Genomic DNA, 11,724 nt, shown 5'->3' on the forward strand with positions numbered 1-11,724 from the left:
TCCAGAGGTACCGGGACATTATAGGGAGCCGATGACCGCAGAAATGCCTCGCAAGCAGAACGCTGCAACCGGTAAACTCCCGTGTTCAGAGATCGAGTCGATCAGCAGAGGATTCAAGTCATGACGGTGGTCAGCGTTGAACATGCGCTTGCCGGGAAGATCCCGGAAGGTGGCGAAGTCACGGTACGCGGTTGGGTGCGCACGGTGCGCGGTTCAGCAAATCTGGCTTTCGTGAATGTGACCGACGGCTCCTGCTTCGCCCCGATCCAGGTCGTGGCCGGCGACGCGCTGGCCAACTTCGACGAAATCAAGCGCCTGACCACCGGCTGCTCGCTGGTGGCCACCGGCACCCTGGTGAAGTCGCAGGGCAAGGGCCAGTCGTTTGAGATCCAGGCCAGCGCGGTCGAGGTGGTCGGCTGGGTCGAAGACCCGCTCACTTATCCGATCCAGCCCAAGCCGATGACGCCGGAGTTCCTGCGTGAAGTGGCGCACCTGCGCCCGCGCACCAACCTGTTCGGCGCGGTCACCCGCATCCGCAACTGCCTGGCCCAGGCCGTGCACCGCTTCTTCCACGAGAACGGCTTCAACTGGATCAGCACCCCGATCATCACCACCTCCGATGCCGAAGGCGCCGGCCAGATGTTCCGCGTGTCCACCCTGGACATGGTGAACCTGCCGCGTGATGCCCAGGGCGGGATCGACTTCAGCCGCGACTTCTTCGGCAAGGAGACCTTCCTGACCGTGTCCGGCCAGCTGAACGTCGAGGCTTACTGCCTGGCGCTGAGCAAGGTGTACACCTTCGGCCCGACCTTCCGCGCCGAGAACAGCCACACCACTCGCCATCTGGCGGAGTTCTGGATGATCGAGCCGGAAATCGCCTTCGCCGACCTGGCTGAAGACGCACGCCTGGCCGAAGAATTCCTGAAGTACCTGTTCCGCGCGGTGCTCAACGAGCGCGGCGACGACCTGGCCTTCATCGCTGAGCGCGTGGACAAGAACGCGATCACCAAGCTGGAAGACTTCATCAACGCGCCGTTCGAGCGCATCGACTACACCGATGCGGTCGCCCTGCTGCAGAAGTCCGGCAAGAAGTTCGACTTCCCGGTCGAATGGGGCCTGGACCTGCAGACCGAGCACGAGCGCTGGCTGACCGAGGAACACGTCGGCCGCCCGGTGGTGGTGACCAACTACCCCGAGCACATCAAGGCCTTCTACATGCGCCTGAACGATGACGGCAGGACCGTCGCCGCGATGGACGTGCTGGCCCCGGGCATCGGCGAGATCATCGGCGGCAGCCAGCGCGAAGAGCGTCTGGATGTGCTGGATGCACGCATGGCGCAGTTCGGCCTGGATCGCGAGCATTACAGCTGGTACCGCGATTTCCGCCGCTACGGCTCGGTACCGCACGCCGGTTTCGGCCTGGGCTTCGAGCGCCTGGTGGTCTACGTCTGCGGCCTGTCCAACATCCGCGATGCGATCCCCTACCCGCGCGCCCCGGGCAGCGCGGACTTCTAAGCCCACACGCACGACCACGGAGGTACTGCCCCCATGACCCTGTTCTTCGCCCTGTGTTTCGTCGGCGTTGCAGTGGCCGGGTTCAGTGCCTTCGTGATTTTCTGGCCGCTGACCCTGGTGCATGTGCGCGATCGCCATCCGGCGCTGGCGCAGCGCTTCGGTAGTGGCGCCTTCCTCAAGCCCGACGCGCTGGGCTGGCTGCTGCGGCGCGAATACCGCACCCAGCCGGACCGGTCGCTGTCCGGGCTGGCGACGCCCGCCTGGGTATCGCTGCTGACCCTGCTGGCTGGACTGGGCATGGCTGCCCTGCTCTGGCTGGCCTCGCTCTGGTAATACACACATGAACGACCTTTCCCACGTCCGTGACAGCTGGTGGCTGGCCAGCCTCGGCAACACCCTGATCTGGGCACGCCTGCGCATCCGCGAGGCCGGCACCGCCGAAGTGCTCGACAGCGATGGCAATACGCTGAGCTACGACAGCGAGGACACCGCCCGCTCGCAGCTGTTCGACGCCGAGTTCGTCGAGTACGAAGGCCTGGACGAAGAAGATGCGCTGGTGCGCGGATTCTCGCTGCATGAAGTGCAGCCACCGCAGGCGGGCAGCGACGAAGGCCTGCGCGGGCGCATGGTGCAGTCACTCGGCAGCCGCGCCTGAGGCCAACCGATGTTCACCCCGCGCGCTTTCGCACAGACCGACCTGCAGTGGCTGGATCGCCTGTTGGCGCGTGATCCATTCGTCACCGTGCTCACCGCCGGTGGCGACGGCTTGCCGGAGCTGACCCGATTGCCGGTGCTGTACCAGCGCGACGGCGACCACATCGAGCTGCGCGGCCACTGGGCTCGTGCCAACCCGCAGGCACGCCACAGTGGTGCGGCCAAGGTACTGGTGGACGGGCCGCATGGCTATGTATCGGCCAGCTGGTACCCGGACAAGGAGCCTGCCGCGCGGGTGCCTACCTGGAACTACGCCGCTGCCGAGCTGCGCGGCCAGTTGCAGCCGTTCGACGATACCGACGCCCTGGCCCAGCTGGTCAGCGATACCGGCGACCGCTTCGAAGCCAGCGTCGGCCAGGACTGGCGGTTCGAACCCGAGCGTGACGACCACCGCCGCCAGCTGCGCGGCATCGTCGGCTTCCGCTTCACCGTCGAACAGGTGCAGCTGACGCTGAAGCTGAGCCAGAACCACCCCGAGGCCAACCAGCAGGCAGTGATGGCCGAACTGGAACGCCTGGACAATCCACATTCCACCGAACTGGCGCAGTGGATGCGCCGGTATCGCGACGAAGCCGCCGCAGGCAGCTGAGCGCCCTGTTTCCGGCGACGACGCGACCAGAACGGCCGCGCCTTGCCCCCCACCCGACGTCAGGGACCCCGAACATGAAAGACATCCACAAGCTGCTGCAGAACAACCGCGAATGGGCAGACCGGATCGAGAAGGAAGATCCCGACTTCTTCCATCAGCTGGCCAAGCAGCAGCACCCGGAATACCTGTGGATTGGCTGCTCCGACTCGCGCGTGCCGGCCAACCAGATCATCGGCATGGCCCCGGGTGAGGTGTTCGTGCATCGCAACGTGGCCAACGTGGTGGTGCACACCGACCTGAACTGCCTCAGCGTGATCCAGTACGCCGTGGACCAGCTGAAGGTGAAGCACATCCTGATCGTCGGTCACTACGGCTGCGGCGGCGTGCACGCCAGCTTGAACAACACGCGGGTGGGCCTGGCCGACAACTGGCTGCGCCATGTCGGTGACGTCGCACAGAAGCATGCCGCGATCATGGATGCGATCGAGGAGCCGGAGCTGAAGCATGCACGCCTGTGCGAACTGAACGTGATCGAGCAGGTGGTCAACGCCTGCCGCTCGACAATCGTGCAGGACGCCTGGGCACGCGGCCAGAAGCTGATGGTGCACGGCTGGGTGTACAGCCTGAAGGATGGCCGCGTGCGCGAAATGGGTATCGACGTGGGCGCACCGGAAGACCTGCAGCCTGCATATGAGAAGGCCCTGTCCTACGTTCCGCGCCGCGGCCGCCGCGACTGACCCTCCCTCCCACGGACACTCCCATGCTTGCCTCCCCCATCAACCTGCTGGGCTGGATCGAGGAAAACCGGCATCTGTTGAAGCCGCCGGTCGGCAACAAGATGATCGACAACGGCGATTTCATCGTGATGGTGGTCGGCGGGCCGAACAGCCGCACCGATTTCCACTACGACGAAGGCCCGGAGTGGTTCTATCAGCTGGAAGGCGAAATGGTGCTGAAGGTGCAGGAGGATGGCGCGGTGCGCGATATTCCGATCCGCGCTGGCGAAATCTTCCTGCTGCCGGGCAAGGTGCCGCACTCACCGAGGCGCCCACCCGGCGGCGTCGGCCTGGTGGTGGAACGCAAGCGCCTGCCGCATGAGCGCGACGGCGTGATCTGGCATTGCGAGCGCTGCAACCACAAGCTGTACGAAGAGTACTTCACGCTGCAGAACATCGAGACCGACCTGCCGAAGGTATTCGCGCGCTACCAGGCCAGCCTGGAACTCCGTACCTGCAGCGAGTGTGGCCACGTGGATCCGTTGCCGGCACCAGCGACGGCCTGACAGCGCCACCGCGCTGGTAGATGCCCACCTTGGTGGGCACTCGGTCGCACGTGCGCCAACCAAGGTTGGCGACTACCGCATCATGCGGTGCTGGTGTTGGGTTGGCAGGCACCGGGTCATGCCCCAGGCGCTACACTGGCAGTCCCGTTGCAGCCTGTTGCCCGACCATGTCCGACCTGCTCAGCCGCACCCACGCCATTGCCCTTGATGCCGCCGATCCGCTGCGGCCGCTGCGGCAGGAATTCCTGATTCCGCGCCACGGTGGTGGTGAGCAGACCTACTTCGTCGGCAACTCGCTGGGCCTGCAACCGCGCGGCGCGCAGGCGGCGGTGCAGGAAGTGATGAAGCAGTGGGGCGAACTGGCGGTGGAAGGCCACTTCACCGGGCCGACCCAATGGCTGTCGTACCACCGTCTGGTCAGCGCGCAGCTGGCACGCGTCGTCGGCGCACTGCCCAGCGAAGTGGTGGCGATGAACACGCTGAGCGTGAACCTGCACCTGATGATGGTCAGCTTCTACCGGCCCACGGCCGAACGCCCGGTGATCCTGATGGAAGCCGGCGCGTTCCCGACCGACCGCCATGCGGTGGAAGCACAGATCCGCTTCCATGGCTTCGACCCGGCCGACTGCCTGGTGGAAGTGCAGCCGGATGAAGCCAACGGCACGATCTCGATGGCCGCGATCGAACGCGCGATCGCCGCGCACGGTCCGCGCCTGGCGCTGGTGTTGTGGCCTGGCGTGCAGTACCGCAGCGGCCAGGCCTTCGACCTGGATGCGATCACCCGCGCGGCACGCCTGCAGGGCGCGCGCATCGGCTTCGACCTGGCGCACTCGGTCGGCAACCTTCCGCTGCACCTGCATGACGTCGCCCCGGACTTCGCCGTGTGGTGCCACTACAAATACCTCAACAGCGGCCCGGGCGCCGTGGCCGGTGCCTTTGTGCACGAACGCCATCATCGCGACACCACGTTGCCGCGTTTTGCCGGCTGGTGGGGCCATGACGAAGCCACCCGCTTCCAGATGGCGCCGCAGTTCCAGCCCGCAGTCGGCGCCGAGGGCTGGCAGCTGAGCAATCCGCCGATCCTCGGCCTGGCGCCGCTGCGTGCGTCGCTGGACCTGTTCGAACGTGCCGGCATGGACTCGCTGCGCAGCAAGTCGCTGGCACTGACCGGCATGCTCGACGCACTGGTGCGCGCGCGCCTGCCGCAGGTGCTGGAAATCGTCACCCCGGCCGAACCCGAGCGCCGCGGCTGCCAGCTGTCGCTGCGGGTGATCGGCGGCCGCGAGCGCGGACGCGCCCTGTTCGAACATCTGCGCGCCATCGGCGTGCTGGGTGACTGGCGCGAGCCGGACGTGATCCGCATCTCGCCCACCCCGCTCTACAACCGTTACCTGGACGTGCACCACTTCGTCGAGGAAGTGGAAGCCTGGGCCGGCCTGTAAGCCGCCCTCCCCTACTGCTGGACAGTTCGTTGATCGCACATGCATCCCGCTCGCTGAGCATTGTCGGCGCCGGCCTGGCCGGATCCCTGCTGGCCATCCTGCTGTCACGGCAGGGCTGGCGCATCACCCTGTACGAACGCCGTGGCGATCCGCGCATCGCCGATTACGAAAGCGGTCGCTCGATCAACCTGGCCCTGGCCGAGCGCGGACGCAACGCGTTGCGTCAGGCCGGTGTGGAAGACGAAGTGATGGCGCGTGCGGTGATGATGCGCGGGCGCATGGTGCATCCGCGCGAAGGCGAGCCGCAACTGCAGCGCTATGGCCGCGACGACAGCGAAGTAATCTGGTCGATCCATCGCAGCGACCTCAACACCACACTGCTGGAACTGGCCGAGCAGGCCGGTGCCACCGTGCATTTCCACCGCCGCCTGCACACGGTCGATTTCGATGCCGGCTACGCGCGCTTCATCGATGATCGCGACGACAGTCCGCACGATATCCGCTTCGACACGCTGGTGGGTGCCGACGGTGCAGGCTCGGCGCTGCGTGCGGCGATGAACCGGCGCGAACCGCTGGGCGAGGACATTGCCTTCCTCGACCATTCCTACAAGGAACTGGAAATCCCGCCCACCGACGATGGCGGCTTCCGCATCGAGCGCAATGCGCTGCACATCTGGCCACGCGGCCACTACATGTGCATCGCCCTGCCCAACCACGAGGGCACGTTCACCGTGACCCTGTTCCTGCCCAACCAGGGCGATCCGAGCTTCGCTACGGTCAACACTGGCATCCAGGCGGAAGCACTGTTCGCGCGCGAGTTCGCCGATACCCTGCCGCTGATTCCCAACCTGCGCGCGGACTGGGAGCAGCATCCGCCGGGCCTGCTCGGCACGCTCACCCTGGAACGTTGGCACCAGCAGGACCGCGCCGTGCTGATCGGTGATGCCGCGCACGCGATGGTGCCGTTCCACGGCCAGGGCATGAACTGTGCGTTCGAGGACTGCGTGGCACTGGCCAGGCATCTGATGGAGGCGGACGACCTGCAGAGCGCGTTCGCTGCGTTCGAAGCCGAGCGCAAACCGAACGCGCGTGCGATCCAGCAGATGGCGCTGGAGAACTATCTGGAAATGCGCGACCGGGTGGCCGATCCGGCCTTCCTGCTGCAGCGCGAGCTGGAACAGGAACTGCAGCGGCGCTGGCCGACGCGTTTCGTCCCGCACTACACGATGGTGACCTTCCTGCACACGCCCTATGCCGAGGCACTGCGCCGCACCGACATCCAGCGCGAGATGCTGATCACCGCCACAGCGGGCCACGACACGCTGGACAACATCGACTGGAACGCACTGGAGGCGCAGATCCATGCGCGGCTGCCGGTGCTGGAGGGCGCGCACTGATGGCCGACAGCTTCCTGTTCTACGACCTGGAAACCTTCGGCCAGGATCCGCGTCGCACCCGCATCGCCCAGTACGCGGCGATCCGCACCGACAGCGATCTCAACGAGATCGACACGCCGGTCAGCTTCTTTGTTCGCCCGGCTGACGATCTGCTGCCCTCGCCGATGGCCACGATGGTCACCGGCATCACCCCGCAGCAGGCGCTGGCCGAAGGCATCAGCGAAGCTGAAGCATTCGATCGCATCAACGAGCAGCTGTCGCGCCCCGGCACCTGTGCGCTGGGCTACAACACTCTGCGCTTCGATGACGAGTTCATCCGCTACGGTCTGTTCCGCAACTTCCACGACCCGTACGAACGCGAGTGGCGCAATGGCAATTCGCGCTGGGACCTGCTGGACATGCTGCGGCTGATGCATGCCATCCGTCCGGAGGGCATCCATTGGCCCAAGCGCGAGGACGGCGCCACGTCGTTCAAACTCGAACACCTGGCCGAGGCCAACGGCGTGCGCGAGGGCGATGCCCACGAAGCACTGTCGGACGTGCGCGCGACGATCGGCATGGCGCGCCTGTTCAAGCAGTCGCAGCCGCGCCTGTGGGACTACGCGTTGAAGCTGCGCGACAAGCGTTTCGTCGGCAGCCTGCTCGACATCACCGCGCTGAAGCCGGTGCTGCATATCTCGATGCGTTACCCGGCCAGCCGCCTGTGCGCGGCGCCGGTGTTGCCGCTGGCGGTACATCCGACCATCAACAACCGGGTGATCGTGTTCGACCTCGACGGCGATATCGACGACCTGCTGGAGCTGCCTGCCGAGGTGATCGCCCAGCGCCTGTACCTGCGTGCCAGCGAACTGCCCGAAGGCGTAGCCCGGGTGCCGTTGAAGGAAGTGCACCTGAACAAGGTGCCGGCGCTGGTGGCCTGGAACCACCTGCGCGCCGATGACCACGCACGACTCGGGCTGGACGTGGCAGCGATCGAAGCCAAGGCCGAACGACTGCGCGCGTTCGCACCACAGTTGGCCGAGAAGGCGCGCCAGGTCTACAACCAGCCGCGCGCGGCGAGCGTCTCCGACGTGGACGCTTCGCTGTACGACGGCTTCCTCGGTGCCGGCGACAAGCCGCTGCTGGCACTGGCACGGACCACGCCACCGGAACAGCTGGCTGCACTGGAAGGCCGCTTCCGCGACCCGCGCCTGCCCGAACTGCTTTTCCGCTACCGCGCCCGCAATCATCCCGGCAGCCTCGCACCGGAAGAACGCGAGCGCTGGAAGGCCTATCGCCGCCAGCGCCTGTTTGGCGAGGAAGGCATGGGCGAACTCAACCTGGCCCAGTACCAGCAGCAGTTGGATGCGCTGGCGGCCGAAGCACCCGACGACGTTCGCCGCGCCACGCTGCTGCAATCGCTGCGTGACTGGGGCCTGCACCTGCAGGAGGACCTGTGAGCACCTATTTCTCCGATGCCAGTTTCAAGTTCCTGCGCAGCCTGGCGCTGCACAACGACAAGACCTGGTTCAACGACCATCGCCAGCAGTACGAAGACCATGTGCGGCAGCCGTTCCTGCGCCTGCTGGGCGACCTGCAGCCGGCGCTGACCGAGGTGAGCGGACACTTCCGCGCAGACACCCGTGGCGTGGGCGGCTCGTTGTTCCGCATCCACCGCGATGCGCGCTTCTCCCATGACAAGTCGCCGTACAAAATCTGGCAGGGCGCGCGCCTGTTCCATGAGCGCCGCCGCGAAGTGGCCGCGCCCTCGTTCTACGTGCACCTGCAACCGGGCGAGAGCTTCGTCGGCGCCGGGCTGTGGCATCCCGAACCGGAAACCCAGCGCCGCGTCCGCCACTTCATCCTCGACAACCCCGGTAGCTGGAAGGCAGCCGCGCATGCACCGGCGCTGCGCAAGCGTTTCGACTTCGAGGAAACCGAGAAGCTGGTGCGTCCACCGCGCGGCTTCCCCGCCGACTTCGAGTTCATCGATGACCTCAAGCATCGCAACTGGGTGATGTGGCATTCGCTGGACGATGCCACGATGACCGGCCCGCGCCTGTTGTCCACGCTTGGCAAGGATCTGGCAGGATTGGGCCCGTTCGTAGACTACCTCTGCGCCGCGCTGGATCTGGAGTTCTGAACGGCGCCGGGGCCATCACTGGCATCACCCGTCGTTCACCACCGGCACCCCTACTTGCGGCAGGCTGTGCACCATGAAGAAGCTCATTGGCATCCTCGTTCTGCTGATCGTCGTGGTGGCGGGCTGGTGGTTCGGCGGCCCCTACCTGACCGTGCATGGCCTGTCCAAGGCCATCGAACAACGCGACACCGCGCGCTTGGAGCGCTACGTGGATTTCCCACGCGTGCGCACCAGTCTGCGTGCCCAGCTCAATGATTACCTGGTGCGCCAGGCCGGCCCCGAGGTGGCTTCCAGCCCCTTCGGCGCGCTGCTGTACGGGTTGGGCGACCAGTTGGGCGGTGCCGCGGTGGAAACGATGGTCACCCCCACCGGCATCGGCGCGATGCTGCAGGGCCACGTGCTGTGGAAGCGCGGCCGCAATGAACTACAGGGTGGTGATGCCTTCGGCACGACCGAACCGGCGCGACCGCTGAAGAACGCCGAACACCACTTCGAAGCGCTGGACCGCTTCGTGGTCGACGTCGATCGCGGTCCCGGCCAGCCACCGTTGAAGGTAGTGCTGGAACCGCAGGGCCTGCGTTGGAAGGTGGTGGACCTGCAGCTGGGGATGTCAGCCACGCCTTGATCGGTAGATGCCCACCTTGGTGGGCGCCGATGCATGGCAGTGCCAACCAACGGTTGGCACCCACCGGCCATGGTTTCAGCCCTCGTTGGCGACACCATGCGGCACATGGCCGGCCGCCACGTGTTCACGCGCACTGTCGATGTTGTGCTGCGAATCATCAAAGAAGATATCCGCACCGAACGCCTGCAGGAACGGGCCCTTGTGCCGCCCACCGAGGAACAGCGCCTCGTCCAGGCGCACGCCCCATTCGCGCAGGGTGCGGATCACCCGCTCGTGCGCCGGCGCAGAACGCGCGGTCACCAGCGCCGTGCGGATGGGCGCGCTGTCGCCAGCCGGGAATACTTCCTGCAACGTGTGCAGCGCAGAGAGGAAACCACGGAACGGACCGCCACTGAGTGGCTCGCGTGCACGCTCGCGTTCGTGCCGGCCGAAGGCTTCCACGCCCTGCTCGCGCGAGATGCGCTCGCTCTCATCGCCGAAGATCACCGCATCACCATCGAAGGCGATGCGCAGCTGCCCGGCCGGGCGGGTGATGTCGATCTGGTCGGCGGCAGCGGCGGCAGTCTCGCCCGGTGGCTTGGGCAGGATGGTTGCAGCGGCGATGCCATGGCGCAGCGCGCTGCGCACCGATTCCGGATTGGCCGACAGGAACAGGTCGGTGCCGAACGGCTTCACGTATGGCCAGGTTGGCTCACCGGCGGTGAACGTCGCGCGGATGATGCCCAGCCCGTAGTGCTGGATGGAATTGAAGATGCGCAGGCCGGTATCGGCTGAGTTGCGCGACAGCAGGATCACTTCCACGCGCGGGTTCTCGGGGCTGGCGCCCTGGTTCAGCGCCAGCAGCTTGCGCACCACCGGGAAGGCCACGCCCGGCCCGAGGATGTCGTCCTCGTGCTGGCGCTGGTACTCGGCATAGGCGGCCACGCCATCGCTCTCGAACAGTGCATGGCTTTCTTCCAGGTCGAACAGCGCACGCGAGGTCACCGCGACGGTCAGCAAACGGGGGGAATTGTCGCCCATCGGTGGGGTCCTTCAAGCGGTCGGCAGTGCCGGCCGCCTATTGTCGTCAAAAAACGAACTGTTCGCTCAGGATCCTGTCTTCCAGGTTGTGCTCCGGGTCGAACAGCAGGGTCACCCGGTGCTCGCGCGACTCGCGGATCGTCACTTCGACCACATCACGGGTCTCGTGCGAATCGGCGGTGACGCTGACCGGACGCTTGTAGGGATCGAGCACGCGGAAGCGCACTTCGGTGTCGGCCTTGAGGATGGCGCCGCGCCAGCGCCGCGGGCGATACGGGGCCAGCGGCGTCAGGGCAATGGTGTGCGAGCCCAGCGGCAGCACCGGTCCATGCGCCGAGTAGTTGTAGGCGGTGCTTCCAGCCGGGGTGGCCACCAGCACGCCATCACCGATCAGTTCGCCCACCCGCTCCTGGCCATTGAGGTCGATGCCGATATGCGCCGCCTGCCGGGTCTGCCGCAGCAGCGAGACATCGTTGTAGGCCAGCGACCCGGTGGTGGTGCCCGATTCTGTCAGCGCCACCATTTCCAGCGGGCGCAGGTGGGCCGGCTCGGCACGGGCGATACGCGCATGCACGTCGTCGTCGCCGCGGTACTGGTTCATCAGGAACCCCACCGTGCCCAGCTTCATCCCGAATACCGGCTTGCCCAGGTGTCCGTGACGATGCAGGGTCTGCAGCATGAAGCCATCGCCACCGAGCGGACACAGCACGTCGGCCTGGTCGGGCGCGTGGTCGCCATAGCGCGAGACCATCGCTGCGCGGGCCATCTGCGCAGGTTCGGTGGTACTGGCCAGGAAAGCGATGCGGGGGGTGTCGCTCATCGGTGGATCCGGGGAGGTTTGATGGAGAGCATAACCGAGCGCCGGGAGTTGGACCCCGTGGGGCGGATGACCGGCATATCCGCCGGGACACGCCGTAAACCCGTCCCTGGGGGCTCGATCGCGCCATCCATGGCGCTCACGGTCCCGGCGGATATGCCGGTCATCCACCTGGCAGGTTAACGGCCGGCGTCGGGTCAG

Annotated in this window: 13 protein-coding genes; 11 read left to right on the plus strand and 2 right to left on the minus strand. The window is 66.3% G+C overall.

The features are described 5' to 3' along the window. The first annotated feature begins 120 nt into the window (after window positions 1-120). The 11 genes from asnS (at window position 121) to H3005_RS07540 (ending at window position 9,686) form a co-directional block, all read left to right on the plus strand. Window positions 121-1,515, plus strand: coding sequence for an asparagine--tRNA ligase (asnS, locus tag H3005_RS07490; protein ID WP_099820767.1), 1,395 nt, complete (start codon window positions 121-123; stop codon window positions 1,513-1,515). 33 nt (window positions 1,516-1,548) lie between these two features. Beyond that, window positions 1,549-1,848 (plus strand): hypothetical protein, encoded by a 300-nt coding sequence (locus H3005_RS07495; RefSeq protein WP_006376524.1) that lies wholly within the window; start codon window positions 1,549-1,551, stop codon window positions 1,846-1,848. Between the two features lie 7 nt (window positions 1,849-1,855). Beyond that, entirely contained in the window at window positions 1,856-2,170 is a 315-nt protein-coding gene (locus H3005_RS07500) for a hypothetical protein (RefSeq protein ID WP_089236105.1), read from the plus strand. Between the two features lie 9 nt (window positions 2,171-2,179). Then, entirely contained in the window at window positions 2,180-2,818 is a 639-nt protein-coding gene (locus tag H3005_RS07505) for an FMN-binding negative transcriptional regulator (RefSeq protein WP_100552950.1), read from the plus strand. 74 nt (window positions 2,819-2,892) lie between these two features. After that, complete coding sequence (gene can, locus H3005_RS07510) at window positions 2,893-3,555, plus strand: carbonate dehydratase (RefSeq protein ID WP_089236107.1); 663 nt, start codon at window positions 2,893-2,895, stop codon at window positions 3,553-3,555. A gap of 23 nt (window positions 3,556-3,578) precedes the next feature. Next, window positions 3,579-4,100 carry a 3-hydroxyanthranilate 3,4-dioxygenase gene (locus H3005_RS07515; RefSeq protein WP_089236108.1) on the plus strand — a complete coding sequence of 174 codons (522 nt, stop codon included), beginning with the start codon at window positions 3,579-3,581 and terminating at the stop codon, window positions 4,098-4,100. Window positions 4,101-4,267: 167 nt separating this feature from the next. Beyond that, a complete protein-coding gene (kynU, locus tag H3005_RS07520) occupies window positions 4,268-5,542 on the plus strand; it encodes a kynureninase (protein WP_100552951.1) in 1,275 nt (424 codons plus the stop codon). Between the two features lie 29 nt (window positions 5,543-5,571). Next, window positions 5,572-6,939 carry an NAD(P)/FAD-dependent oxidoreductase gene (locus H3005_RS07525; RefSeq protein WP_191077848.1) on the plus strand — a complete coding sequence of 456 codons (1,368 nt, stop codon included), beginning with the start codon at window positions 5,572-5,574 and terminating at the stop codon, window positions 6,937-6,939. Beyond that, entirely contained in the window at window positions 6,939-8,378 is a 1,440-nt protein-coding gene (gene sbcB / locus H3005_RS07530) for an exodeoxyribonuclease I (RefSeq protein ID WP_191077849.1), read from the plus strand. The genes H3005_RS07525 and sbcB overlap by 1 nt, the downstream gene beginning before the upstream one ends. Continuing rightward, entirely contained in the window at window positions 8,375-9,061 is a 687-nt protein-coding gene (locus H3005_RS07535; protein ID WP_191077850.1) for a DUF2461 domain-containing protein, read from the plus strand. The genes sbcB and H3005_RS07535 overlap by 4 nt, the downstream gene beginning before the upstream one ends. Before the next feature lie 73 nt (window positions 9,062-9,134). Next, the gene (locus H3005_RS07540; protein ID WP_191077851.1) at window positions 9,135-9,686 is read left to right on the plus strand and encodes a DUF2939 domain-containing protein; all 552 of its coding nucleotides are present in this window, start codon (window positions 9,135-9,137) and stop codon (window positions 9,684-9,686) included. A gap of 75 nt (window positions 9,687-9,761) precedes the next feature. Here H3005_RS07540 and H3005_RS07545 read toward each other — a convergent pair whose 3' ends face one another. Continuing rightward, window positions 9,762-10,706 (minus strand): 5'-nucleotidase, encoded by a 945-nt coding sequence (locus tag H3005_RS07545; RefSeq protein ID WP_033831508.1) that lies wholly within the window; start codon window positions 10,704-10,706, stop codon window positions 9,762-9,764. Window positions 10,707-10,752: 46 nt separating this feature from the next. Next, window positions 10,753-11,526 carry an NAD kinase gene (locus H3005_RS07550; protein ID WP_089236114.1) on the minus strand — a complete coding sequence of 258 codons (774 nt, stop codon included), beginning with the start codon at window positions 11,524-11,526 and terminating at the stop codon, window positions 10,753-10,755. Window positions 11,527-11,724: the final 198 nt, after the last annotated feature.

The sequence above is a fragment of the Stenotrophomonas sp. Br8 genome, from assembly GCF_014763005.1.
Taxonomy (GTDB): domain Bacteria; phylum Pseudomonadota; class Gammaproteobacteria; order Xanthomonadales; family Xanthomonadaceae; genus Stenotrophomonas; species Stenotrophomonas lactitubi.

Coding starts and splice junctions, on each gene's coding strand:
- H3005_RS07545 (WP_033831508.1), bottom strand. CDS start 10,706: ATGGGCGACAATTCCCCCCGTTTGCTGACCGTCGCGGTGACCTCGCGT.
- can (WP_089236107.1), top strand. CDS start 2,893: ATGAAAGACATCCACAAGCTGCTGCAGAACAACCGCGAATGGGCAGAC.
- H3005_RS07515 (WP_089236108.1), top strand. CDS start 3,579: ATGCTTGCCTCCCCCATCAACCTGCTGGGCTGGATCGAGGAAAACCGG.
- asnS (WP_099820767.1), top strand. CDS start 121: ATGACGGTGGTCAGCGTTGAACATGCGCTTGCCGGGAAGATCCCGGAA.
- H3005_RS07540 (WP_191077851.1), top strand. CDS start 9,135: ATGAAGAAGCTCATTGGCATCCTCGTTCTGCTGATCGTCGTGGTGGCG.
- sbcB (WP_191077849.1), top strand. CDS start 6,939: ATGGCCGACAGCTTCCTGTTCTACGACCTGGAAACCTTCGGCCAGGAT.
- H3005_RS07550 (WP_089236114.1), bottom strand. CDS start 11,526: ATGAGCGACACCCCCCGCATCGCTTTCCTGGCCAGTACCACCGAACCT.
- H3005_RS07505 (WP_100552950.1), top strand. CDS start 2,180: ATGTTCACCCCGCGCGCTTTCGCACAGACCGACCTGCAGTGGCTGGAT.
- H3005_RS07500 (WP_089236105.1), top strand. CDS start 1,856: ATGAACGACCTTTCCCACGTCCGTGACAGCTGGTGGCTGGCCAGCCTC.
- H3005_RS07495 (WP_006376524.1), top strand. CDS start 1,549: ATGACCCTGTTCTTCGCCCTGTGTTTCGTCGGCGTTGCAGTGGCCGGG.
- kynU (WP_100552951.1), top strand. CDS start 4,268: ATGTCCGACCTGCTCAGCCGCACCCACGCCATTGCCCTTGATGCCGCC.